We start from the raw sequence: 25,106 nt of genomic DNA, 5'->3' as shown, positions 1-25,106 counted from the left end.
TTTTCAGCTTTTTTATTCCGCACCTCAGGCCTGGGCAAGGGCCAACGGGTCCGCCGCGTTCGCGGGCGCTACCGCGGCGGTGGCGACGCTCGCCAATGCCGGCACGGGCGCAACATCGAGAGGCGCGGCGGGGACACCCATCGCCGACGGCTCTTTTCGGCGCAACGCTGTCCCTATCGCCTCCAACATATGCGCCAGATGGCAATCCAGGAACCAGAAATCATCCTGGCGCATTTTCAATTGGCGGAACATGGAGGCCGCGCCGCCCTCTTCGCTGGCGAGGTGCGTGGACAAGACCTGCCGCAGGCGCTTCAGGTCGTCCGGCGAGCGCCTGGACAAGGCAAGCCCGATCTGGTCTCGCGGCACCACCGCCTGCCCGCCGCCGGCGTAGCCGCACCAGCTTATCCAGTCGATCAGTGCCTCATAGGCCAGTTCCTGATAAATCTGTTGGTCGGACCTATCCCCATCATTCAGACAAGCGCCGATGAATGCGTCGGCTCGACTGCACTCCGCGCGCTCGGCCAATTCCCTGCCCAGTTTCATGCGCAACAGCGCCCAGCCGTCCGGAGGAGGGAGGCGCGTGCTCCGAGCGACGCGGTCGATGGACGAAGCATCCGTAAATGCGCTGCGCAGCTTCTGGCGGAAATCATGCCAGCCCTTGGCGAGCATGCCGGACGGACGATGGAAGGCGTCCGTGGACAGGGATGAGACGGCATCATCGTTCGCACCAGCGCGCAGGATCGCGTCCCGGATACCTGCCGCTTGCACTTCCTTCAGGCGACTGCCGATAGCCCGTTCCAGGATCGCGGACTCATCGAACAGTCCGGCTTCCAGATGTTGCCGGTCATGCTCGGCTCGCATCGCATAGAGCGCCCGCATCACCTGCTTGAAATCCGACTTTAGACGGCCGGGCTTGCCGGCGCGCTCGGTGAGCAACGTATCCACCAAGGTGTCCATGGCCCCGTTCAATCGCTGCTCAAGATGCGCGCGACGGATCGCCTTGCGTCCAGCCCGGGACGTGAAGAAATAAGTAATCCACTTCTTCACGGCCGAGAACACGCGCGTGTGCGGCATCCGCGTTTCAAGCTCGTCGGAGGTGGGCGGCATGGCCAGATTCAGTTCGGCCGCGCTTTTTGTCCGTATTCTCTCCAAGAGGCTGGCCGGCACGCCGCCCGCGTTGCCGGAAAGAACCTGCTGAAGTACCAACACGGCGCGTTCGACGTGCACGGACATCGCCCTCGACCCCGTATATCCCAACAAGCCTTGGGAAAAACGCCCCGACTGCCGTTGGTCTTGCAATTGCTCTTCAAGGTACGCCGACAGGCCCTGGCGCATGGCTTGCAGGCCGGCTGCCAACTCGGCTTTCCGCACCGCTTCCTGCTCGGGTGTTAATCGGAAATTCGCGAGCCCCGAGGCCATCGATTTATTGAAGTGCTCCATGAAACACTCATCGACATACATCCAGGCGCTCAGCACCGTATTGCACCCCTCGGGCAGGGACACCCCATCGTACATGCCCAGCATCAGCGTTTCGATCAAGGCTTCTATCCGCTCCTTTTTCTCCTCCTGGCTGAGGGGGCGCCGGCCTTCGTTCATGGCCTGACCTTCGATCCTGAACAAATTCAACAACTCGCGCATGGGATGAAGAATAAAGCGCTCGCGAACCATCGCCTTGATCGCCATTTGCATGCCTTCGAGCTGCGCGCCCAATGCCGGCCTTTCGTCACGATCGACTTCCAGGATTTCGAAAAGACGCTTGATCGCTTCCTGACCGGGCCGGGTGACGTCACGGTCTGTCATCTCCCTATGCAGGCGTATAAGCTGGATGTCCGGAACCTCCTGAAGCGCCGTGTAGAACACGCCTGCGTTAGGTCCCACCAGGCCCGCGGCCGCCGAAGCATCCGTGCCCTGCCCCTCCCAGAACGTGGTGGCAACCTTCCTCATGTTTCCCAGGTACTCGCCCGTTTTCATGTAGGGGGTTGTGGCATCCATGCCCAAGGCGCCCGCCAGCGCCTTGAACAGCTTTTTCCCATTCCCGGCGCCGTTCGTCCCGGTCAGCCGCTGACGCCGCGAGTCAACGCAGATGCGGTATACCGCGTCCAGGCATTGTTTCGCGTTATGAACGACCGCCCCGTCGTCCGCCAGTGCTACGTTCGCTGCCTGCGTCCTGGTCACGAGACTGTAGTCCCACAGACTTGCGCCGTTGACGATGGGCCCCTCGTGGAAGTCGTCCGGTCCGAACATGCTCTTGCCCCCTGCGAAGCTCCCGCCGTCGGCCTCGGACATGTTCTCAAGGGAATCATCCATGGTCACGACGGGATGTTCGGCGGAGCTGACGAGCGCGAACTCCGCCTCGCTGGTGAGGGTGTAATTCGGCACAAGGCTGCAATCCTGCATAAGGGTGTCGTCCTGAGCGTCGGCACCAGAACTCTCGCACCCGGAGTCGCTGCGCGTGTCTCCGTCGATCATCTCCCATCCCTGGCAAGACGCAGCCCCGGGCCCGGCGGTGGCGAGGCCGGTAGCCTGCGCGCGCCGCTGGCCGCCCGGCGTCGCGTCGACCAGGCTGGCCGGGCCGGCGGAACGAGCGGCAGGAGCGAAAAGAGCATGGGGTCCGTCATGTCGAGCGCCGGTTGCGCGGCGGCCTACGTCGCTGGCCGCCCGGGCGGTATTCTCGTCCTGCGATTGAAGGCCTGCGTAGGCTGCGGTGCTTTCCCTACTCGAATTCAATGATCCCAACATAAAGGCTCCTGCTTGCTGTCCGATGCAATGTCGGGGCTGAGTAGAGCCTCTTCGACGTCCGGTTCCGTCGCGCATGCGCACGCGCCCCTGTCCGTGCGCACCACCGGTCGCCCTTCCTGCCTAGCATGGCCACGCCAGGCGCATCGCGGCGCCATGCGTCCCTTGGAGCGTGAATCACTGCCCCGCGTCGGGCAAGCCCCCGTGTCGGTCAGCCAGAATGTCCTCCGCGGTCCGCCAAGGTCCGCCAGGCCGAATCGAAACGTCGATAGGCTCGCACGCGCATCACATCGCCACGCGGTTTGCGCCCGCGTAAATTCACCATCAAAGTCCGCCATCAAGGCGACCAGTTGGGCTAGCCCTTGGACGCCCAGGCCGTGCGAGCCCTGGCCGTCCCCTTGCCTTGCGTTGTCATAGGGACGCGCGCAGCCGGTATGGCTCAGGGACGCGCGACGACGACCTTGCCTATCATGTTGCCGGCCTCGACCAGCGCATGCGCCTGCATCAGCGTGGCGGCGTCGATGCCGTCGATGCGGCGGGTCAGCGTGTGCTTGATCTCGCCGCGATCGACCAGCTCCGCCACGCGGCGCAACAGGGCGTGTTGCCGGGCGAGGGTGCTGGTGTTGAACATGGCGCGGGTGAACATCAGCTCCCAGTGGATCGAAATGGACTTCGCCTTGAAGGGTCCGATATCCAGGCTCACCGGGTCGTCGATGAGGGCGAACTGGCCCTCCGGGCGCAGCACCGCGGCAATCTGCGGAACATAGGCCGCGCTCTGGTTCAAGCCGACCACGTGCGTGACGTGCTCCAAGCCTAACGCGGCCAATTGCGGCGCCCAGGGCTGGCGGTGATCGATGACGTGATGCGCGCCATGATCCAGCACCCATTCGCGGGTTTCCGGCCGCGAGGCGGTGCCGATCACGGTCATGCCCGTCAGCGCGCGCGCCAGCTGGGTCAGGATGGAGCCCACGCCGCCCGCCGCGCCGACCACCAGCAGCACGTTATGGTCGGTCGGGTCGGCCGCCTGGACGCACAGGCGGTCGAACAGCAGCTCCCAGGCGGTGATGGCCGTCAGCGGCAAGGACGCGGCTTGCGCGAAGTCGAGCGAGGCCGGCATGGGGCCGACGATACGCTCGTCCACGGCGTGCAGCTCGCTATTGCAGCCAGGCCGCGTGATGTCGCCGGCATACCATACGCGGTCGCCCGGCTTGAAGCGCGTGGCCAGCGGGCCCGCGGCACGGACGATGCCCGCGGCATCCCAGCCGGCGATGCGCGCGCCGTTCGCCGGAATATCGCCGCCGAGCCGGACCTTGGTATCGACCGGGTTGACCGACACCGCCCTGACCTCGACCAGCAAGTCGTGGTCACGCAATGCCGGGGTAGGCACTTCGATGTCTTGCAGCGCCTGCGGGTGGCTGATGGGGTGGTTCTGATGGAAGCCTATGGCCTTCATGGAAAACTCCTTGGAAAAACGGACGGAGGGCCCAGAAGGCCGCCGGCCTTCATGGATGCAGGACACCATGTTATTTTTCCGTGATTTACAGATAAATCCCCGAAAAACCAAAATACTTTCTGCGTTTCGATGAAAATCATCCGCCTCGATGACGTGCAGATCTTCGTGCACACCGCGGACGCCGGCAGCTTTTCGGAAGCCGCGCGCCGCCTGAACATCGCGCCCGGGCAGGCCAGCGCTTCGGTGCAGCGGCTGGAAAAAGCCCTGGACGCACGCCTGTTCACGCGTTCCACGCGCAGCATGCAGCTGTCGGAGGCGGGAGAGCGCTATCTGCCCCATGCGAGGGCCATGGTGGAGGCGCGAGAGCAAGGCGAGCACGCCCTGGCGGACGGGCGATCCGCGCTGTCCGGTCCGCTGCGGCTGTCGGCGCCGTCGGACTTCGGGCGCAACCTGCTGCTGCCCTGGCTGGACGAATTCCAGCACCAGCATCCCGGCTTGTCGCTGCACCTGAAAATAAGCGACCGCGCGGCCGACCTCATGCGCCAGCCGCTGGATGCCGTCATACGCTACGGACTGCTGCCGGACTCGTCGCTCCTGGCCCTCAAGCTGGCTGGCGACAACCGGCGCGCGCTATGCGCCGCGCCGGCGTACATCGAACGACATGGCGCGCCGGCCAAGCCCGAGGACCTGCGGCGGCACAACTGCCTGCGCTATGTATGGGGCGAGCAGATCCATGAACGCTGGCGGTTTACCCTGCCCGGTGGCGACCGCGCCGTGACGGTCACGGGCAACCGCGTCAGCGACGATGCCGATGTGGTACGCCGCTGGGCGATCGCGGGGGAAGGCCTGGTCTACAAATCGCGGCTGGATCTCATCGAGGACCTGAAGGCGGGACGGCTGGTGGAGCTGTTTCCGCAGGCGCATTGCGAGCCCGCACCCTTGCACCTGGTGTGTGCCCACCGAGCACAGCTGACGCCGGCGCTCGGCGCATTGCATGCGTTCCTGCAGGAACGTTGCGCCGCGTTGTCGGCCAGTCATCCCGTGTTTCCGGGGCAGCTACACCACGGCGGCGCCGAGGGACTCGGGCCGACGCGCAAGCAGCTGAGAGAGCCGTTGAAGTCCCGCCTGTAGACGTCCACGGTCCTTGATGCTGCCCAGGGAGATCCGGACGGCATTCACGCAACCGCTGCCGGTGGCGAATGCCTCCGCCGGCGTGACCGCCAAGCCCTCGCTTTCGGCTGCGCGCGCAAGCTGCGAGGAGCTCCAATACCCCGGCAATTCCAGCCATACGTGCAGGCCGTCTCCAGCGCCGTCGTACCGTCCCGCCAGGATGTCCCTCGCCATCCGGTGGCGCAGGCGCGCCTCCTTGCGTACGCCTTCCATCAATCCGTCAGCCGAGCCGTCGAGGATCCACTGCGTGGCAAGCGCGGCCGTCAGGGGGGCGGCCATCAGCGCGAATGATCTTAGCGCGACCAGGAAACGTTCGCGTTCGTCCGGGTCGCGTATAAGCACGAAGGCGACACGCAAGCCGGGCGTCAGGCATTTCGACAGGGTCGAGATGTAGTACACCTGTTCCGGGGCGAACGTTGCAATAGGTGGCGGTGGGCCATCGGCAAGAAGCCAGTAGGGATCATCCTCGACGATGCGTACATTGCGGCGCTTCGCGATGGTGGCGAGTTCCTTGCGCCGGCGTTCCGGCATGGTGATGGCCGTCGGATTCTGCAATGTCGGATTGAGGTAGATCAGCGCGGGTTTGTGCCGGCGGCACGCTTGATCGAGTTTCGTGGGCGCCATCCCGTGCTTGTCCACTTCCACTGCGATGATGCGCCGGCCGAACTGAGTCCCCGCGGCGCGCAAGCCGGGATAGCTGGCTGGCTCCGCCAGTATCACATCGCCGGGCTCCGTCAGCGCAAGGATCAATGCGGCGATCGCCGCTTGCGCACCCGGACAGACGACAACCTGTCGAGCATCCAGATAACCAAACATCGGCTCCAGCCATTTGGCTCCAGCCTTACGGTCGGAGTCGCTACCCCCACCCAGGTGATAAGTCATGAGCAACTCGGTATCGGCCCTCATCAACACCTGAGCCAGGCCTTGTTTCAACAGGTCGTCGAAGTCCACGCCATCCGGCGGTGGCGGGGTATTCATGCTCAGGTCGAGGATCGAGGTCAATTCGACCTTCGGGGCGGCGACATAGGTGCCCCGGGCGCCGCGCCCCTCCAGCAAGTGGCGGCGTTTGGCTTCGTGGTATGCGCGCGTGATCGTCGTCAGGTCGACGCCCAGCCGTGCCGCCAGTTGGCGCTGCGGAAGCAGGCGGTCACCCGGTTTCAGCGATCCTTCCGCCACCGCCGCCTGCAAGGCATCCGCGATCTGCAAAAAACGAGGTCCGCCCTGGACGGCCAATCGGGGCGGCCAGGTGGGCGAATTGTCGTTTTGCATGGTTTTCAGGGGCGACGTTGCGTGTCGATGTATGGAAATTGCTTTTTAGTAGTATGTCCGATAACGCGCGGCGACTTCCATACAAGGATAGCAGCCGCTGACGTTTTCGCCTTTCTCATCCTGGAGGTAGTGCTCCTTGGGGCGGACAGTGTCAAGTCAGAAGCTGGAAATTCTCAAATGATCGATTGGATCCCGGTAGTCTTCATTACGTTCAAGGTTCTCGTATTCGCCACCTGCATGTTCTTCGCCATCAAGTGGCATTACGACCAAGGGAAGAAGGGGAAGGACAGGCGCGCGCTGCTGCGCACGAGCGGCAAGGTGGCGGTCATCTTCATCCTGGCGCTCGCTGGCGTGCTGCTTCTCGCCTTCGGGCTTGCCAGGATGTTGGGGATGGACATGAGGCTTCCGTGATGGCTAGGACGGGTCTCGCTCCGACAGCATCGCGTCGGCGATATCCAGCATCGCCCGCAAGCGATCCATGTGCCGCAGGTCCTGGTGATAGCCGACCCATATATCCCGCGTCGGAGGCTGATCCGGTGTGTCGATACGCTGCAATCCGGAGACTGCATCGCCTATTGGCCTTGGGAGCACCGCGATGCCCATGCCCCTCAAGCACATCTGTGCCTGGACCGAACGGCTCGTACTTGTGAAAGTACTTCGGGAAAGCGGGAACCTCTCCAATACCCACGCCACATCGGGGAAATGCGATTGCGCGGTATTCATGAGAATGACCCCTACGGATGCTGGATCGTCCTCCAATGCCTGGGCGGTCCCCGCCGACGCATACACCCCATATGACATTCGCATCAGGCGGCGCTGAACAATATCCGGCTCGCTGAAAGGTACGATGCGAAAGGCCACGTCGGCCTCCCGGCGTGAGAGATCGAGTAAGCGATGGCTTGCAATCACTTCCGGCACGACAGCGGGATGGCGGCGTTTCAACTCGACCAGGACTGGGGCCAGGACATAGCCGGCGAACCATTCCGCTGACGAGATCCGCAGGATACCTTCGAGGCGTTGGTCGTTCCCGGTCAGACGCCTTTCCATGGACAGCGCGGAATCCTCCATGGACTCCGCCAGTGCCCGCACGGTGTCACCGGCATCCGTGAGCACCAGTCCGTCCTTTGTTCTACGAAAGAGTGCTTGCTTGGCCTCGTCTTCAAGCACCTTTATGCGGCGCCCCACTGTCGGATGGCTCACGCCCAGCGCCTGGGCGGCCTTGCCGAAGGACCCACCGCGGGCGACTGCGAGGAAGATGCGAACGTCGTTCCATTCCATGCCAAGCCTGTCCGTACAAAAATGTACGCAAAATGTACATGGATATCAGTATCTCGACAATCTTGTTTGGTTCATCATGCCACGCCATGATGAATACATTGACCCATACCACCGGAACGGCAGCCCCTGACTCCCGCCGCTGGCTCGCCTTGGCCGTCCTGCTGACCGGCACGCTGCTGCCGCCTTTGGACTTCTTCATCGTCAACGTGGCGCTACCTGCCATACGGACGGACCTGCAAGCTTCTTCCGACGTCTCGCAGTTGGTGATCTCGGTGTATGCCGCGGCCTATGCCGTCACCCTGATCCTGGGCGGGCGCCTGGGTGATCTCTATGGCCGGAAGCGCGTGTTCATAGCCGGCATGCTCGGATTTGGCGTCGCTTCGGCGTGGTGTGGCCTGGCGCCGTCGCCGGGCATGCTTGTCGTCGGCCGGCTGCTGCAAGGGATAGCGGCAGCGATCATGGCGCCGCAATCATTGGCCTCGATACACGCCATCTTTCCGGCAAGCGAGAAGAATCGCGCGCTGAGCCTGTACGGCGCGACGTTCGGCCTGGCCTCCGTGGGCGGACAACTGCTCGGGGGGGTGCTGGTTTCGACCAGCCCGTGGGGGCTGGGGTGGCGCAGCGTCTTCCTGATCAATCTTCCCATCATCATCGTTGCCGTTCCCTCTGCAATGATGCTCCTGCGTGAAAGTCGAGCCGAACGTTCGCCTCGCCTGGACGTGCCGGGGGCGCTGCTGCTGGCGGTTGGCTTGCTGGCGCTCGTGGTTCCGCTTATCGAAGGACAGGAACACCACTGGCCGTGGTGGTGCATGGTGCCGCTGGTTTCAAGCCTGCCGTTGTTATGGCTCTTCTGGCAGTATGAAAAGGCACGGGAACGCGCAGGCGGCACGCCTCTGGTTCTGCCCTCGCTTCTGGCCTTGCGTGGGTTGCGACGCAGCTTGGCATCGACGTTCCTCTTCTATGCGCTCGCCGCGTTCTTCCTGGTATTCGCCGTGTACGAACAGGCCGGCCTGGGCCATGACGCCTTGACGGCCGGTTTGGCCATCCTGCCGCTCGGCATCGGGTTTTTCCTGGGTCCACTGTGCAGTCCGCGCATCGCCCGGCGCATGGGCTCACGTACCGCCGGGTTTGGCATGGTTCTGGAGGTGTCCGGTCTGGTCATGGTCGCAGCGCTGGCTTTCGCCGGAGCATCGTCCTGGCTTGTCTTGCCCTTGTTCCTGGTTGGCGTCGGGCAAGGGATAGCCCTTCCCGCGCTGGTGCGCTTGAACGTGGACCATGTGGAAACACGCTGGGCGGGGTTGGCCTCGGGCTTGGTAAACGCCACCTTGCAGATCAGCGCCGCCGTAAGCGTCGCCTTGTTCGGCGGTCTATTCATCGCGATCGCGCCTGACGGAGCAAGCGCGCACGACGTGCAGCTCGGCTTCGCGGTGGCTTCATTGGCCATAGGGGCGTCGCTGGCACTGGCCGCCATACTAAGCATGATGGTCTGTAAGCGCGTGCCAGACTAACCGTCGACACATAAGTGGCCTAATGTCATGAACACTGCCTCGAAAAATCCATTCCTTGTTCTCGCCCGTAAACGGGCGCTAGTTACCGGTGCGGCGCGTGGCATCGGCGCGGCCATTGCGCTCAAGCTGGCCGAGGACGGTGCGGACGTCGCTATCACCTACGAGAAATCGGCTGAAAAGGCCGCAGCCCTGGTTGCCGAGATTCGCGCCCTCGGCCGCAACGCCGTCGCCATCCAAGCCAATGCAGCCGACCCTGATGCCGCGAAGGCCGCGGTAGAGCAGACAGTGAGGGACCTAGGCGGGCTGGACATCCTTGTCAACAACGCCGGCGTCCTGATTGCAGGCCCGTTGTCCGAGCAGTCATTGGACGATATAACCCTGCAGCTCGACGTCAATGTACGCGGCGTTTTCATGACCACCCAGGCCGCGCTGAAACACCTTCCCAATGGCGGCCGTATCATCACTATCGGCAGCAATGCCGGCCTGTCGGTGCCATTCGCCGGCATCGCGGTCTATGCGGCTACCAAATCCGCGATGGAGAGCTTTACCCGTGGGCTGGCCCGTGAGCTTGGTCATCGTGACATCACCGTCAACCTGGTTCGTCCTGGCCCCATCGATACTGACATGAATCCTGCCGACGGTCCTCTTGCTTCCTCCATACTGCCAAGCCTGTCTATCGCCCGCTACGGCAAGACCAGGGAGGTCGCCGAAGCCGTGGCCTTCCTGGCCGGACCTGGCGCGGCCTATGTCACCGGTTCGGGAATCCTGGTCGACGGCGGCATAAGCGCCTGACCGGACCCGACTGCTGCGGGTTTCGGGGCCACCGGCTCCAGTTACCGCGCCCGGTCAGCTTTCACCCCGACCATTGCGGATTCCAGACGATTTCCCAGAGATGTCCGTGCGGGTCTTGGTCCTTGGTAATACAAAAAGGCGCCGAATAATGCCTACCGTGGAAGCTAAAATGTCGGCCTGTCGGCGTCATTGCCGACACATTTCGGGGGAGCAAAAGATGAGCGGCCTGTACATAACAGCCCAAGAGATATTCGTCGCGGCAGGCGACGAGTTGGTGGATGTATTGAAGACAACGAAGGAATAGCCCAGATGGATCTGGTCCAGCTTCGATACTTCACGCGGGTCGCGCAACTGAAGAGTTTTTCAAAGGCCTCCGCCGCCCTGCACATCGCGCAACCCGCCTTGACCAGGCAAGTGCTGCTGCTGGAAGAAGAACTGGGCGTTCAGCTGCTTGTGCGGCATAGTCGTGGCGCCGAGCCGACCGCCGCCGGCCTGCAATTGCTCGAAGGCGCGGAAGCGATTTTCCAGCTCGTGCACGACGTGACCGCCAAGGTATCGGCGTTGAATGCCACCGTGGAAGGAACCTTGCGCGTCGGCATTCCGCCGTCTCTCGGCGGCGTCATCCTGGGCCGGGTCACCGCGAACTTCCAGCAGCGCTATCCCCGCGCGACCCTGGCATTGCGCGAAGGACTCGGCAACGAGTTGCGCGCGGCCTTGCTCGCCGACGAGGTGGATCTGGCGGTATTGACCGTGAACGACGATCCAAAATTGGCGGGTACCCACCTGTGCGACGAGGAATTGTGGGTGCTGCAGCCACGCCGCTCTCCGGGCCTCCCCACCCCCAGGACCTATAAGCTGAGCGAGCTCGCCGCCCAGCCCCTGATCCAGACCGAACGCCCGCATCATGTGCGCGAGTACATCGAGGGGGAGGCCTCCCGCCTGGGCCTGAAGCTGAACATCATCGTGGAAACGAATGCCGTTCAGGCCATCAAGGACCTGGTCCGGCAAGGCCTGGGCGCGCATATATCGCCGTGCTCCGGAATCAGCAAGGACATCCTTCAGGGCAATTTCGATGGGGGGCCCATCGAAGGACTGCTGTTCTCGCGCTACCTGGTACGGCGTGCCGACAGGACGCCGACATTGGCCATGACACAATTCCAGGAACTGCTGATCGCGGCGCTGCGCGACTCGCCGGTCCCGGGACAAGGAATAAGGGTCCCGCCTCCTCGCTAGAGCGCGCGCGGCACGGTTGCCGCCATGCGCAAACCGTGCTCGAACAGTGGAAAATCAAGCGGCGGCCAGTTCGGCCATCGTCTCGCTGACCCAGTCCGCGATGGCATCCACGCCCATCGCCAGGTTATCCACGCTGCAATGCTCCGCGCCACCGTCGCGCAGGGTATGGACGTACAGCTCGGCCTTGGGGCTGTTCACGCACTCCGCCACCAGCTGCTCCGCCTGCGCCAGCTTGATCTGGCGATCGTTCTCGCCGTGGGTTACCAGGATGGGGCACCGTATGCGGTCCAGCACGCCGGCGAGCGTCATGCGGTCCGCGGTCTCCAGCAAGTCCTCGACGGTTTCCTTGCCGAACACCCACATGACGTGGTTCCAGTAATGCGGCACGGGCAGGCGCGGGTCACGGCTCTGATAACGGTAGCGTTGAATCGCGCCCCAATCGTAGTTGGCCCCCCAGGCAACACAGCAACGCAGGCGGGGCTCGAAGGCGGCGGCACGCGGCGCGTGGAATCCGCCCAGCGAAAGCGCCATGATGCCGATGCGCGCGGCGTCCACGTCGCCGCGGCTTTCCAGGTAGTCGACACACGCCGAAGCGGGAATCTCCGCCTCCGGGAAGTTGGTCAGGCCTTGCCGGCGTAGCGCCTCCCCCACGCCGGGATTGTCGACCAGCAGCACGGAAACGCCTCGTTCGCGCAGGGCGTCACCCATGCCAACCAGATGGAGAATTTCCTTGTTGACATCCAATCCGTCGAAATGAACCATGCATGGCGCGCCGCCGGCCGGGATATCCTTGGCCGGCACGTAGAGGGCGGGCAAGGTGGTATCGCCGTAAGGCACCTCCACCCATTCGACGGGTTGTCCGGTCAGCACCGCATATTGGCGGAAGCAGGCCAGCATATTCTCATAGGCTTCAGGACGCGCCGCCATGCCGGGCGCCTGCATGCGTTCCGCCTGTACATAGTAGATGGCGGCCCGGCGGAATTTCCTGCCCGCGCTCAGCGGCCGTCCTCGCTGCACATCCTGCTCTGCCAGGGTTTTCAGTTTGTCCGCCAGTCCCCCCCATGCCTGGAAAAGGACTTCGGCGGCATGAGGATCACCGCGCATGGAGGCTTCCTTGACCGGCGCGGACACGTCGGCGATCTCGCCGATTTCGGCCCCCATTCCCAAGGCCAGATTGACGGCCATATTCCACGTGTAGTTGTTGTCGAAGTATTCGAACATGCTCGTGTTTCCCTTTGGCTAGCCGCCGTTTTCGACCTTGATGCCCTTGGTCTGGATGATCTTTTCCCACATTGCCGATTCAGCGGTGATGTCCTTGGTGAGCTGGGCGTGCGATTGCGCTACCGCCTCGTAACCATCATTGCGTATCCGCTCCCGCAACTCGGGCGTGTTGATGGCCTTGGCGATCGCTGCTTCCAGCTTGGCGCGTATGTCGTCTGGCAGTCCCTTGGGAGCGAATACCCCCTGCCAGACATAGGCAACGACCGGCACGCCTTCTTCCGTCATCGTCGGAATGTCCGGGATCGACGCGGAGCGGGACTCCGCCGTCAGCGCCAGCCCTTTCAGTTTTCCGGCAAGCACCATGGGCTGCGAGTTTCCCACCGAGTCGCATAGATAGTCGGTATCGCCGGCGACGACCGATACTTGGGCGGGGCCCGCGCCCTTGTAAGGCACGTGCAAGGCCTCGATGCCGGCCGCCCCGTTCATCAACTCGCAGGCCAGGTGGCCGACGCTGCCGGTTCCCACGCTGGCATACGAGAACTTTCCCGGTTTGGACCTGGCCAGGGCGACGAATTCCTTGAACGTGTTCGCGGGCACCTTGCTGGAAACCAGCAAATAGAGTGAGTAGCGCAGCGGCTCGGCGATGGGCGTGAAATCGGCCACGGGGTCGAACGGCCGCGGGGTCCTCAATAGCGGCCCGATGACCTGCGCGCTATTCGAGGTGTACAGGAGCGTGTAGCCGTCCGGCGCCGCGCTCTTGACCATATTGGTGCCGATCAGCCCCGTGGCTCCGTTGCGGTTTTCCACAATGACGGGCTGCCCCAAGGCGTCGCCCATCAGTTTGCCGACCAGCCTGCCATAGGTATCGGTGGGGCCGCCCGGCGGAAAGGGCACGACCAGCCGGATAGGCTTGGCGGGGTATTCGTCGGCGACGGCCGCGCCGGCCATCAGCAGGGCCGCGGCCGCCAGGAGCGCGCGCCGCGTGGGTATTTTGAATATCATCGGGTCTCCTCCGTCTTATGCAGTGCAATTCTGCGGATTGCGCCGGACGAAAGGAAATACCGATTTTTGAAGACACCTATAGAATTTTTGGATACCGTGGCCCGGCCGCGGAGCGGCGACGGCGACTGGGCAGGCGTAAACAGTCATACTCCGCCCAAATCTGAATTCTTTTTGAAGGTTGCCATGTACACACTCCGCATATCACGTCCTGAAGATGGCGCCGCCCTCGTTGATCTTTGGCGGCGCTCCGTGGACGCCACCCATCACTTTCTCAGTGCGGAGGATCGAAAGGCCATTGATGCCGAAGTGTGTGGTTTTCTGCCCCATGCGCCAGTGACTGTTGCCGTCGATGAAAATGACAAGCCCCGTGGCTTCATGCTGATCGACGGGACACATATGGAGGCGCTCTTCATCGATCCCGAAGTCCGTGGAAACGGTATCGGTCGCCAATTGTTGCAGCATGGATTGTCACGGCATGGCGCATTGACCACGGACGTCAACATGCAGAATTCTCAGGCAGTCGGCTTCTATCAGCGGATGGGGTTCGTCGAAATGGGACGTTCGGAGGTGGATGCACAGGGGCGGCCTTATCCCTTGATCCATCTGCGTTACGCGGGTTAGCTGGAAAGCAGTGAGCACATGACGGGCCGTCCGGATGCCCAGGGCCGCCGCCGGCCGTGGATACAGTCGATGGCGGCCCTCGCCGTCGCGGCCTTGATCGGTTGGGGTTGCTTTGTGGGAGCGACCGAAGTGGTGGAAAGCCTGCACACCGGGGTGCTCGACAATCGTAAAGGAGCTGACATCCTTGCAGCCGAGCAGCCCTTCCTTTACTGGGCCCTGATCGGCTTCTACACGGCGGCAATCCTGACCGCCGCCGGCTTGGCGCTTTTGATGCTGGCCATTGCCATCCGCGGTCTGATTGGTGCCAGGGGCCCTGATCGATGAATGACCGTCATCAATTGGAAACGCTTCCGCTGAAGTGTGCGATTGTGAGATGGCCAATCACGCGGACGCCATTGGCTAAATTCTCCGGCTTGGCCGACTGACTGCTCCTGGCCGAAGGCGCCATCGAGGACCGACCGGTTCCGACCCTTCTCGGTCATTTAGACTCACATGGGTTTAATGACTGCTTTGAAGATATAGGCCGCTCAGGTAACGCGATCGCATCGCGGGTTATTGTGCTTACTTGAGCCCGGCAAGGTACAAGAGTTCTTGCACAGATACCCGCAGGTCCGCTAATAGAGGATCAATATCACCCCGCACCGCGTTGAAACGCCGGCTGTGTGCTGATTTATCACCAATGTCTTTCAACCGTGGAAGCGCTTGTTTCGTGTTGCGCGTGAGATTCCAAACGGTCTCTGACAAAGTGATGGAAATCAGGTCCCGTAGATAGAAGAACTCGCCGGCGCTATTCTTGATTTTATGGGCTATCGCATGCTTCTCAAACGCTTCAATAATGAGCGTCTCCAGCAGACGCCTGATCATTACCGCGGCAGCGTCGTACCAACCATTTTCGTAGCAGCCATTTGCTTGGTTTGCGACTTTTTCCAGATAACCCCGAGTTCCGCGAACTAATGCAAACGGAATAACGTTAGACGTTTGGGAGCGAAGCCCCTCCTCGGGTGGTCCCATTTGAAATCGAACATCTTCCTGAATCGCCTTAGCGGCTTTCAAGGCATTTATGGGAGCCGGGTCACGCATCTGATCCAACACCATACAGGTGTTTACCCATGCTCTTGAAAATTTGGTCGATCTGTTCGGGCGAGGAATCAGCAGAAATATGAACCTGAATGTCTATGTGGACGGCAGGAATGCCATGAATTCCATTGGAGTGTACATTTCCGGGTTTGGACGTTACGGCAGTATGTAGGGGGTCCGTATGTACAGACAGGTTCGTTTGCTCGGCGACGGGCGAGAATTCTGCGGAAGCACAGAGATTCTTAAACGTCGTTACAGTTTTTGCCACTACCTGCTTGCCAGCCGTTGTACTGGTGCTGAACACATGCTCGAGTTCAGTTTGCGTTCTCTGCCACGCATCAGGATACACAGCAAACAAATCCGCATAACCGCTGCGAATCGCATCGCCCAAGGTCTTTTTGTGGTGTGCACCGCGATATTGTTGCCACGAACTTGTCGGCACGGACGATGGGTCGATTAACCCGATCTGCTTCAGTACTCCCAGCAAGGAAGCATCATTGCTCGACGTGAAACCCAAGCTCTTCAGCCATTGTGTAGACGCCTTAGGCGGCACACCAACCTGACGGATTTTTTCTAGCAATCCCGAAAGCTTTCCGGGGACCGTCGTATATGCAAAGTCGGCCATCGTCACCCCTTTTTTCGTAATCGGACAATAATTTACCACGCACGTGTTCTTCGAGACGCGAGAAAGGGATGTGTTGCGTTCGATAGTCGTCTCCTGAATGTCGGAAGACTCAAGCCGTCGATTGACTCCTCCTGGCCGCGGGGAGTCGTTGATGACGGGGCGTTTCCGACCCGTTGCTGTCGGTCGACAGAACAAGTTTCGGCGCCTGAAAACGAACGTACAGCCTCTCGCATCCAGAAGAGCCAAGAGTTATCCCGGGTGCAATGAAATGTTCATTGAAAACCCGCCGGGGCTGACGCCAGTAGGCTTGAACTTTAGCGGTACGCGTCGACAGCTGCACCGACCCTTGAAAGAGCATCGGCATCATTTCTGTACGACAGCACTTTAGCGATCGTTGGCAAGCCCAGAGCCATCAGTGAAACGTACCCCTCTCCGAGTTGAAGGCTATGAAGGCGTTGATCCGGAGTTCGATACTCGACGGGCGGGGCCTTGTGCCTCTCGTCCAGCCTAAAGGCGACGATGATTGGAGTGTTGCGAGCACAAGCAATTTGCAGCTCGATACCGAGTCCTGTGGACGGAAAGCTTGCTTCGGCAACAACCAAGTCCGCCCACTCGACCATTTCCTTATCCCACGCGTAGCAGAGTCGGGCTCGATCAGCGAACGGTTTCTGCCCAAGTTGCGGATCACTGTCGCGAAGGGCGTACTTGACCTCGATACCATGCATGTCAGTCAAGTGCACCGCCAGGCTTTGCAAAAGGTTGACGTAGGCAGGAAACTCGGAGCGGGGTACGTGCGTCAGCCCGCATGCCAGATAGATTTTCATTGTGAGAGGTGCACTTCAGCTTGAGGGGCGCACATTGGGAAACATGAACTGTTGACCAGTCAGTTCAGCTGCCAGTTCGTCAAGAAACTGAGCCGGCGACATCCGGACAAACTCCGTCAACAACCAGTTCTTTTGGCCATTTAGAAACGAGGCCAGTTCGATCGGCCGATAGCGGCAAATCTCGCTGAGCCTGTGCATCGCGAGTAGCGTCAGTGTGAGGGGCGAACGTTTCAGTCTAGACGGGCCAGGGACGACACATTTCGCATACCAAAGCGTCTGGGCGCCGGCAAGGTAATTGATGTCGGGCCGAAGTCCGCGCAACAGTCCTGCGACGGCGGTTTTATCGGCTGCCGAGCTGGCATCTATTCCAGTAACTATCGCCGTCGCCACAGACCTGATCGTTCTTCCGTCGTTCACTGTTGGATCGGCAATGAGCGAGGGCGGAAGGCGACGCATGTGGGCCGACCCCGTGAAGTCCTTCGACAGAAGTGCCGAGAAGTAGGCAGCCCCAGTTGACGCATCAAACCTAATCTCACAGTCCGTCAGCGGAACGAACAGATCGCGCTGGTTCGCATAGCTCAGGCAGAAGGTTCGATGGATGCACGGCAAGTTGAAAAAGATCTCCTCCAAACTGTGGTGCGGCGATGCCTCCAATTCACCTAGGTACTGCGACAGTGCAGGCGCAATACCCTTCTGCATGATTCTTACTCCTTCGTTTGACAGAGCGATCCTCCTGGAAGATCCCCTCATGTTGTGCGCGCGAACACCATGGTGCTCATCGAAAACGACACCTTTGGCAGAGAGCAATGCCTTCGTGGCGTTCATGAACGTGTAGTAGAGCAACAGCGGGGCAGACTGGACTGGCATTCCCTGTGATGCCGTAAAGAACGAATGCGCTTGCTCCCAATAGAACAACGCATTGGACTTTTTGGCACGACGGAGCCAAAGGGCTACGTACTCCCAGTGACTGTTGGTCAGGACCGTGCGAGCACCCAGATTAGGACTGACTGTGGCCTTGTGGGGCTTCACGTCGCGATTGTTTATTCGCAATGTTGGCATCTATACCTTTGCGTCAATGTGAGTCGACGACTCGGTCTTGCTCAAGGCCGGCTAGGCGAAGGCAGGTCGGATGGCCTTGGCAATCAGGAAGGCTCCATATCGGGGCAGAGCCTACTCGAAAGCAGTCAATCGTGGAAGACGGCTTGTGGCCGGAAGTGGATCTTCGAAATTGCTCGCTTTCGACCTAAGGCGACGATGTTTATTGCGCCTCGAAGCGGTTACGATGCCCCGTCCAGCGGAGGTTGCCCGTTAAGTGCCAAGTTTCCACGCCTTCGCAAGGTTATAGTTTCCCCAGTGCAGGCGCTCTGGAAGAACGATTATTATCGCACCGCTCCTTAGCTTTACTACGTCATGCAACGCGCGACGCACTAGATCGCGCGGACGTAGCACGCTCGGTAATCTCGCAGACAAGGAAGAATTATGGAGATCGCAGTTGATTGGGACGCACCAGTCCATCTAAAGAAATCGAAAGACAAGGCTCGGATTTATGATCTGGATCTTGAGGAGCTTCCCGCCGGGCCAGGGCTATACGTCTTTGCAAGAAGCTGGGGAGCGGGGTTCGAAGCTTTGTACGTTGGTAGATCAAAGTCACTTCGGGGCAGGGTTAAGGGGCACCTAAACAGTCTCAAGCTCATGAGCCACATTCGAGATGCAAAGAATGGCAAGCGAGTAATCTTCACGGCGAGGTTGGCCCCAAAACGTGGACAACAGATCGACAAACTGCTAGCTCTTACGGAAAGAGCCCTCATTAGGCACTTCCTTGCGGAGGCTCATGACTTAGTGAACATCCAAGGAATGAGAATCAGAAGACATGAGTTCGTTTCACAAGGCCTCAAAAACAAGAGCTTTGTGCCTGAGTTGATGTACCTCGAGCGAGGTAAGGGGGAATAGTTCAAACAGTGGCAAAGCAAACTTGTCGATCAGGCCAGACGACTGACCCAGCAGGCAGCATGCAATGGAGGTTCGCTCCCAGATGTAACAGCATAGCGCCAACAGCGAAATGGGGCGTGCTGAGCCTGTACTACAGGCACTTGATCGAGTCCTCCGACAATGGCCCCGCGAGCCGTCACTCCAACGTTGATCGACCGGTTCTTGACGCAGCAACAGGCCGCTCCTGGCCGGTAACGGTCACCGCCAAGCCGTTGAGATCATGTTGGGCCGGCGGAGTGGGTCGAAAGGAAAAATATCAGACTGGGTAGACCGGAGACGTCAAAGTTCCACCGTAGCTGAACAAAGAATTTCGTCCTGTTTGGGCACTCTCGATATAAGCCATTTATTTTCAGGACTCGGGACTCCAAGGTACGTGAACTTCGCTATAAATTTCTGGAGTGTCAGACTTATCACACAACCGTTGTGAAAATCCCCGTCCCATAGCTAAAATCCCCGAGGGCTCCCACGACATCGGAACATCATGCATATCCGACGGTTTGAAATCGGCGATGAGTCGGCCTTATTTGGGATTTTCTATTCTGCCATTCACCGGATCGCCGCGCGGGACTACACCGCCGAACAGATCCAGGCTTGGGCACCCGCCGACCTCGACCAGAACATCTGGCGTGAGCGCATGCGTTGCATACGCCCCTTCATCGCGCAGATCGACGGCTGCATTGTGGGCTACGCGGATCTCCAGGATCATGGCTACATCGATCATTTCTTCGTGTCTGGCTTCCATCCAAGACAAGGGATAGGGAATGCCCTCATGGCGCGGATCCACGAAGAAGCCACCAAGCGCGGCATCCGGGAACTAAGTGCTGATGTCAGCCGCACCGCCCAGCCCTTTTTCGAATCTCACGGCTTCCTGATTGTGGAACTGCGCACACCCATACAACGTGGCGTGGTCGTTCCCAATGCCCTGATGCGAAAGACCACAATCTAGCGGCCGCGCTCTCGAAGTCCACAACAGACGAATCTCTGATCATGAAAGCGGAGCCAGCAGAATCTTGACACGTCGGCCAGGTGCGCTTTGGGTTGGTACGGCTCCTTCGCCCCGACCCAAAGCGGTCTTTCGACAAAGCCGAAAGCAGTCTCCGGCCGGACGCATCGACTCCATCGCTTGGAGCACCCTGAGCGTCGTATCAGCCTCGACTGGCCGTAAGCGCTACTGCCATGCCTCCAAAGGTTATGCAGATTGACCAGCGCCTCGGAGTGGAGTTAAAGAATTTCCGCACCAGGCATGTTGGGCTGATGACAGCGAATGGCGATTGCGGCATGATCGCGGCGACGGATTCTCAATCAAGGATGTTTGCCATGAAATATGAAGGAAGCTGCCATTGCGGCCGGATCCGGTTTGAAGCCGAGGGCGAGATCGGCCAGGCCATGTCCTGCAATTGCTCGATCTGCCAGCGCAAGGGCGCGCTGATGTGGTTCGTGCAGCCTGAGGCCATGCGCCTGCTGACGCCGGAATCGGACATGAGCACTTATCTGTTCAACAAGCATCTGATCAAGCACCGGTTTTGCCCGGCCTGCGGCATGCATCCCTATGCGGAAGGCACGGCGCCGTCGGGGCAGGCCATGGTGGCGATCAACCTGCGCTGCATTGAAGGGATCGACCTGGACGCCCTCCCGGTCAAGCATTTCGACGGCCGCGCCCTTTAAGCGGGCCACCTTGCGGGCGACGGCTTGGCCGCCCCCGCCACCCCAGGCAACGCAACCACGCCACGATGCCCGGGGAATCTGCCATCCGCTACTAGAACCGCATGGCCAGCCTCAGCAGGCCCGACTGCTGCCGGTTGCCGCCGCCGAACTGCGCGTCGTAGGAGACGCCTACCGTCGTGTTGCGGGTGACCGCCATCTCCGCGCCCAGCCCCAGCACGGCGGCGTCGCGGGCGATGGGAACGCCCGTCACCGAGAACGTGCTGCCGCCATCGAACGCCAGTTCCTGCGTGGGCTTCACGTCGCCCATCGCGTGGCGCCAGCCCAGCGACGCCGTCAGGCGGCCCGGCGTGCGATCGGCACCGAACTGCCATGCGCCGCGCAAGCCCAGCGTCGTGCTGGTCACGTCGTTGGTGGCGCCCGTTCCGTGCAAGGCGGCCGTGCCGCCCGACTCGTCGAAGTCGCGCGTGCGCAGCTGGTTCCACGCCACTCCCGCGAACGGCTCGATGGAGTAGGCATCGCCCACCGGCACGTTGTAGCCCAGCTCCGTGAACACCTGCGTCGAAGAAGCGTGGTAGGAGGACTTCAACTGCTGGTTCAGGCTACCGACCGCCACATTGCGCTTGGTGTCGATGTCGTGCCACGTGTAGGCCGCGCCCGCCATGAAGCGGAAGTGGCCAGGGCCGACGTAGAAATTCCGTCCGCCGAACAGCGTCGCCGTATAGCTGTCGACATTGGTGCGCGACGATACATCTGCGATGGAGCTATGGCTGCCGATGTAGCCGAGCGCGCCACCCACACGCCAGTCACGGCCCACCGCGCCGTCACCGCCGACGAAGATCCCGCCGTCCGATTGGCTGACCCTGGATGCATTGCCGTCACCGGAGAACGAACTCCAGTTGCCGAACACTTGCGCCCAGACCGGATAGGCGCCGCTTTGCGGCATGGCGTCGCGCGACGACGGCCCCATCCGGGCAGTGGGCCGTCCGGCAATCGCCGGTTCGTCGAGGTTGCCGCGCAAGTGCGCCAGCGGCAGCGTGCGCACGGTGTCGCCCAGGTTCTGCAACACGCTGGGCGTGCTCGCGTACGCTTCGCCGGAAAGCAGCTTCAAGGCCGCGCGCGCTTCGCCCGGCGTCATGGTAAGCACCGACGCCGCCACCTGGCTGGCGCCGGTGACACGGTTCGATGCGGCGACGCTCGCCCCCGACGGCAATCCATCCGCGATCGTGGCCGGGGACGATCCGGCTCCGTTCGCGGCGGACGATGATCCGTTGCCGTTGCCGTCGCCATTGGCAGTGGCATTGCCGGCCGAGCTCGCGGTCGACGTGGCCGCATTGCCGGTCGAGGAAGACGTTGCCCCATTGCCTGCCGTCGCCGTTGACGACCCGCTGGCAGTGGCACCCGACGGCGCCGCACTTCCACTCGTACCCGACGACGATCCGCCACCGCTACCCGCCGACGAAGAGCCGCTCCCCGCCGCACCCGATGCGGACCCACTTCCGGACGAAGACGCCCCGCTACCCGACGAAGGCGGCGCTTCGTTATTCAACGCCCCGCCCACGCTGCTCTCGTTGCCGGTGTTGCCCACGCTGCCGATCGGCACGTCGTTGCGCGCCAGCGTCATGAATGCATTCTTCGTGTCGTAGCTGAGCGTGGGAGTCAGGAAGGCATAGGCCGACGATGCTCCGGTGAACCGGCCCTGTATGCCGCCATCCGCCGTCAGGATGGTATAGGTCCTGCTCGGCGCGTAATTGCCGTCGGGTCCCACGTGCGCCACGGTGCCGTCGAGCGTGGCAACGCCGGTGACGTGGATGAGGTCGCTCGCGCCGCTAGCCGGATCGGCATGCACCCGATAGATCGTGTCCTGGCCGAAGGTCAGGTTGCCATTGACAGTGAGCGTACCGATGGGGGAAGCATCGTTGCCGGGAGAAATCACGGCGGTGGGATAGAGATTGGTGGTTCCCACCTGGCCCACGCCCGCCAGCACGACCTCGCGGCCGATATCCATGGGGCCGTTCAGCTTGCCATCGATTTCCAGGGCGCCGTCGGCGATCAGGATGGGGCCGCTCAGGCCGCTGCTGTCGGCGGTCAGGATCAGCGAGCCGGGCCCGGTCTTGACGAAGCCGCTGGTGCCTTGCAACGGGTTGGCGATGGTGTCGACGTACTGGGCCGAGGCATAGGTGCCGTCGCCGACGACAAGGGCCGGCTGGTTGCCGCCGTTGGCAACCAACGTAATGGGGTCGCCCTGCACACGATAGCGGTCGCTGGCGAACTGGATGCCGGAAACCCGCACGGCGCCGGCGCCGCCATCGACGGTCACCGTACCAGTCGCACCGGTGAAGATGGCATATCCGCCGTCAGGCAAAGCACCCGTGGCATTGGTTGGACTGTTCCAGTTGGTGCCGGTGGCGGTCCACGTGCCGTTGCCGCCGCCCGACCGGGTGGCGGATGCCGCACCGTCGCCGTTCCACAGGTTGGTGGTGCTCGGTCCCAGGATCAGGTTGATCTGCTTGTCCCCGGTCAGCGTCTGGATGGTAGCCCCGGGCAAGGAATCGCCGGTGACCGAACCCAGGGTCAGGCCGCTGCCGCTCAAGGTGCCGCCGTAGGACAGGATGCGGTAGTAGCCGCCATTGACGCCCAAGGTATTCACCGACACGTTCAGCGTCGTGTTGTTGAGGGCGACATTGCCGCCCACGGTGATGTTGTCGCCGGTGCCCGGTTGCGTGATGGGCAGCCCGGCATAACCCGTCTCGAAGTCGAACACGGCATTGTTCATCGACAGGTTGCCGGTGACGACGAGGTTGCCGTTCGAAACGCCGGTCGGTGTACCGACGGAATAGCCAGGCGCGACATGCGCGTTGCCGGCCACATTCAGATCACCATTGATCGAGCCGAAACCCGCGATGACGCCGTTCGAGGTCGCGGAGACGTTCCCGGTGATGGCCACCCCTGACCCGCCGCCGTTGCCGCCGACCACCAAGGTGCCCCCGCCGACATCGACACCGCCCGGAAAACTGGCCGAATTATCGAAGACTTGCGTATTGCCCGCCGTAACGGTCAGGTCCGCGGCCATGACACCGCCGCAATAGGTCGCGCTCAAGGCCAGTGTCGCTTTCAACCATTTCTGCTTGCCGTATATCAACAACTCTCATCCTCCCTGAATTAATAAATAGATACTGAGAAAGTTACTGAATCGCCTGAAAAGCTTTATTAAGTAACTGGAAAGCTTGAACAAATTGAAGAGCTGGCGGAAAAAAGAGCGCAATGTATACCTATTTTTTTGCAATACCAAGCATTAATAGCGAGATACCATCCGGGCTATTGAAAACGCGCGAGTGGATACCATCCGTGTTATTAAATAATTAATGCCGGATACCATCCGAGCCATTAAAACGATGCACGCGGATACCATCCAAGACCAAAAAGAAATCGGTCTGGATACCATCCGGATTTAATCTGCGCTGGTTATTTCCGCTCACAATTTCTCTATTGCGACGCGAGGGAAGACCAGGCGACGCGGCAGGGAAGACGAGCCGGCGTCAGCAGGGAGATTTGTCGGGAATGGACAGCAAGAGGCCGCGGATTCGTTCTATCGAACCGCGGCCTTGCCGTAGAGATATTTGCGGAGGAAGGGTCGTTCCCCGGACCTTTCCTAGTTCGCGTGGATTCCGCGATCCTCGATCAGCTTGCTCCAGCGCTGGGTCTCGGATGCCACGAACTGCCCCAGTTGTTCCGGCGTGCCGCCCGCGCTGTAGGCCCCGATGGCGCTGAGTCTTTCGCGCGCCGCGTTCGACCGCAGCACGTCGTTGACCGCCGCGTTGATCTGGGCGATGACGTTCGCGGGCGTGCCCGCCGGCGCCATCAAGGAGAACCACGAGCTGACGTCGAAGCCCTTGTATCCCAGCTCGTCCAGCGTCGGCACGTCGGGCAGCACGTCGGAACGCTTGATCGTGGTGACGGCAAGCGCCCGGTACTTGCCAGACTTGATGAGGGGCTGCGCCGTCGGCACCACATCGAACATGAAGTCGAGCCGGCCGCCCAGCATGTCGGTGATGGCCGGGGCGCTTCCCTTGTACGGGATGTGGTTGGCCGTAAGGCCGGCGCTGCTCAGGAAATACTCGCTGACCAGATGCGTGATATTTCCCGTGCCCGCCGATCCATAGTTCAAGCCGGACGGCTTGGACTTGGCCCACTTCACGAACTGGGCGCCATCATGCACAGGGGTGGAGGGCAGCGTCACCAGCACCGCGGGCGTCTTCGCGAGCAGCACGATGGGCGCCAGGTCCTTCGCCACGTCATAGCCGACGGGGCCAAGACTGGGATTCACCGTAACCGGCCCGACCGAGCCCAGCAGCAGCGTATAGCCGTCCGCCTTCGCCCGCGTCACGTACTGGATCCCGATGGCGCCGCCCCCGCCCGGCTTGTTCTCCACCACCACGGACTGCGACCATTTCTCGCCCAGGCCGGCAGCCACGGCCCGCGCCACGATGTCCACGGCGCCGCCTGGCGTGAACGGAACCACGATGGTGACCGGACGCTGCGGAAACGTCTCGGCGGGTCCGGCAGATGCCAAGGCGCTGCCCAGCGCCAACGCGGCCGTTATCAGGCCTTTCAGTATGACGTTCAATCTCTCCTCCTTTTTTTGT

The 25,106-nt window shown here is 61.5% G+C and carries 22 protein-coding genes; 10 read left to right on the top strand and 12 right to left on the bottom strand.

The window, feature by feature from the left end:
* Window positions 1-24 precede the first annotated feature (24 nt).
* Both C7R54_RS19600 and C7R54_RS19595 read right to left on the bottom strand, forming a co-directional pair.
* Window positions 25-2,739, bottom strand: coding sequence for a hypothetical protein (locus tag C7R54_RS19600; RefSeq protein ID WP_129152127.1), 2,715 nt, complete (start codon window positions 2,737-2,739; stop codon window positions 25-27).
* A 436-nt stretch (window positions 2,740-3,175) separates the two neighbouring features.
* Window positions 3,176-4,189, bottom strand: a complete 1,014-nt coding sequence (locus C7R54_RS19595) for a zinc-binding alcohol dehydrogenase family protein (protein WP_129152126.1) — start codon at window positions 4,187-4,189, stop codon at window positions 3,176-3,178.
* Window positions 4,190-4,324: 135 nt separating this feature from the next.
* On the opposite strand from C7R54_RS19595, the gene C7R54_RS19590 reads away from it, so the two are divergent.
* Window positions 4,325-5,320, top strand: a complete 996-nt coding sequence (locus C7R54_RS19590; protein ID WP_129152446.1) for a LysR family transcriptional regulator — start codon at window positions 4,325-4,327, stop codon at window positions 5,318-5,320.
* Here the strand turns inward: C7R54_RS19590 and C7R54_RS19585 are convergent.
* Window positions 5,246-6,628 carry an aminotransferase-like domain-containing protein gene (locus C7R54_RS19585; RefSeq protein WP_129152125.1) on the bottom strand — a complete coding sequence of 461 codons (1,383 nt, stop codon included), beginning with the start codon at window positions 6,626-6,628 and terminating at the stop codon, window positions 5,246-5,248. The two genes, C7R54_RS19590 and C7R54_RS19585, sit on opposite strands and share 75 nt — an antisense overlap.
* Window positions 6,629-6,805: 177 nt before the next feature.
* On the opposite strand from C7R54_RS19585, the gene C7R54_RS19580 reads away from it, so the two are divergent.
* Complete coding sequence (locus C7R54_RS19580) at window positions 6,806-7,039, top strand: hypothetical protein (RefSeq protein WP_129152124.1); 234 nt, start codon at window positions 6,806-6,808, stop codon at window positions 7,037-7,039.
* Between the two features lie 3 nt (window positions 7,040-7,042).
* Here the strand turns inward: C7R54_RS19580 and C7R54_RS19575 are convergent, their stop codons facing one another.
* A complete protein-coding gene (locus C7R54_RS19575; protein WP_129152123.1) occupies window positions 7,043-7,906 on the bottom strand; it encodes a LysR family transcriptional regulator in 864 nt (287 codons plus the stop codon).
* An 89-nt stretch (window positions 7,907-7,995) separates the two neighbouring features.
* Here C7R54_RS19575 and C7R54_RS19570 point away from each other — a divergent pair, with 89 nt between their 5' ends.
* The 3 genes from C7R54_RS19570 (at window position 7,996) to C7R54_RS19560 (ending at window position 11,439) form a co-directional block, all read left to right on the top strand.
* The gene (locus C7R54_RS19570) at window positions 7,996-9,414 is read left to right on the top strand and encodes an MFS transporter (RefSeq protein WP_129152445.1); all 1,419 of its coding nucleotides are present in this window, start codon (window positions 7,996-7,998) and stop codon (window positions 9,412-9,414) included.
* Between the two features lie 27 nt (window positions 9,415-9,441).
* On the top strand, window positions 9,442-10,206 hold the full coding sequence (locus tag C7R54_RS19565) for an SDR family oxidoreductase (protein WP_129152122.1): 765 nt from the start codon (window positions 9,442-9,444) through the stop codon (window positions 10,204-10,206).
* A gap of 309 nt (window positions 10,207-10,515) precedes the next feature.
* Entirely contained in the window at window positions 10,516-11,439 is a 924-nt protein-coding gene (locus C7R54_RS19560) for a LysR family transcriptional regulator (RefSeq protein ID WP_129152121.1), read from the top strand.
* A gap of 54 nt (window positions 11,440-11,493) precedes the next feature.
* Here C7R54_RS19560 and C7R54_RS19555 read toward each other — a convergent pair whose 3' ends face one another.
* Window positions 11,494-12,660 carry an alpha/beta hydrolase family protein gene (locus C7R54_RS19555; protein WP_129152120.1) on the bottom strand — a complete coding sequence of 389 codons (1,167 nt, stop codon included), beginning with the start codon at window positions 12,658-12,660 and terminating at the stop codon, window positions 11,494-11,496.
* A gap of 18 nt (window positions 12,661-12,678) precedes the next feature.
* Entirely contained in the window at window positions 12,679-13,662 is a 984-nt protein-coding gene (locus C7R54_RS19550; RefSeq protein WP_129152119.1) for a Bug family tripartite tricarboxylate transporter substrate binding protein, read from the bottom strand.
* Between the two features lie 183 nt (window positions 13,663-13,845).
* On the opposite strand from C7R54_RS19550, the gene C7R54_RS19545 reads away from it, so the two are divergent.
* Both C7R54_RS19545 and C7R54_RS19540 read left to right on the top strand, forming a co-directional pair.
* Window positions 13,846-14,283: an acetyltransferase gene (locus tag C7R54_RS19545; protein ID WP_129152444.1), complete on the top strand. Its 438-nt coding sequence runs from the start codon at window positions 13,846-13,848 to the stop codon at window positions 14,281-14,283.
* A 69-nt stretch (window positions 14,284-14,352) separates the two neighbouring features.
* A complete protein-coding gene (locus C7R54_RS19540; protein WP_129152118.1) occupies window positions 14,353-14,607 on the top strand; it encodes a hypothetical protein in 255 nt (84 codons plus the stop codon).
* Window positions 14,608-14,844: 237 nt separating this feature from the next.
* On the opposite strand, the gene C7R54_RS19535 is transcribed toward C7R54_RS19540, so the two are convergent.
* The 4 genes from C7R54_RS19535 to C7R54_RS19520 form a co-directional block, all read right to left on the bottom strand.
* Window positions 14,845-15,363, bottom strand: coding sequence for a DUF4145 domain-containing protein (locus C7R54_RS19535; RefSeq protein ID WP_129152117.1), 519 nt, complete (start codon window positions 15,361-15,363; stop codon window positions 14,845-14,847).
* A complete protein-coding gene (locus tag C7R54_RS19530) occupies window positions 15,356-15,985 on the bottom strand; it encodes a DUF5343 domain-containing protein (protein ID WP_129152116.1) in 630 nt (209 codons plus the stop codon). The genes C7R54_RS19535 and C7R54_RS19530 overlap by 8 nt, the downstream gene beginning before the upstream one ends.
* A 314-nt stretch (window positions 15,986-16,299) precedes the next feature.
* A complete protein-coding gene (locus C7R54_RS19525; RefSeq protein ID WP_129152115.1) occupies window positions 16,300-16,809 on the bottom strand; it encodes a TIR domain-containing protein in 510 nt (169 codons plus the stop codon).
* A gap of 15 nt (window positions 16,810-16,824) precedes the next feature.
* On the bottom strand, window positions 16,825-17,868 hold the full coding sequence (locus C7R54_RS19520; protein ID WP_129152114.1) for a YaaC family protein: 1,044 nt from the start codon (window positions 17,866-17,868) through the stop codon (window positions 16,825-16,827).
* Between the two features lie 420 nt (window positions 17,869-18,288).
* Here C7R54_RS19520 and C7R54_RS19515 point away from each other — a divergent pair, with 420 nt between their 5' ends.
* The 3 genes from C7R54_RS19515 (at window position 18,289) to C7R54_RS19505 (ending at window position 20,463) form a co-directional block, all read left to right on the top strand.
* The gene (locus C7R54_RS19515) at window positions 18,289-18,759 is read left to right on the top strand and encodes a GIY-YIG nuclease family protein (RefSeq protein ID WP_129152113.1); all 471 of its coding nucleotides are present in this window, start codon (window positions 18,289-18,291) and stop codon (window positions 18,757-18,759) included.
* Between the two features lie 520 nt (window positions 18,760-19,279).
* Window positions 19,280-19,744, top strand: a complete 465-nt coding sequence (locus C7R54_RS19510; RefSeq protein ID WP_129152112.1) for a GNAT family N-acetyltransferase — start codon at window positions 19,280-19,282, stop codon at window positions 19,742-19,744.
* Window positions 19,745-20,115: 371 nt separating this feature from the next.
* A complete protein-coding gene (locus tag C7R54_RS19505) occupies window positions 20,116-20,463 on the top strand; it encodes a GFA family protein (RefSeq protein WP_129152443.1) in 348 nt (115 codons plus the stop codon).
* 91 nt (window positions 20,464-20,554) lie between these two features.
* On the opposite strand, the gene C7R54_RS19500 is transcribed toward C7R54_RS19505, so the two are convergent.
* Complete coding sequence (locus C7R54_RS19500; RefSeq protein ID WP_129152442.1) at window positions 20,555-23,602, bottom strand: autotransporter family protein; 3,048 nt, start codon at window positions 23,600-23,602, stop codon at window positions 20,555-20,557.
* A 510-nt stretch (window positions 23,603-24,112) separates the two neighbouring features.
* Entirely contained in the window at window positions 24,113-25,087 is a 975-nt protein-coding gene (locus tag C7R54_RS19495; protein WP_129152111.1) for a Bug family tripartite tricarboxylate transporter substrate binding protein, read from the bottom strand.
* Window positions 25,088-25,106: the final 19 nt, after the last annotated feature.

The organism is Achromobacter aloeverae, assembly GCF_004121055.1.
Lineage (GTDB): Bacteria > Pseudomonadota > Gammaproteobacteria > Burkholderiales > Burkholderiaceae_B > Bordetella_C > Bordetella_C aloeverae.
The sequence above is the reverse complement of the archived record's forward strand: the minus strand, read 5'-3'. Positions and strand labels throughout refer to the sequence as shown.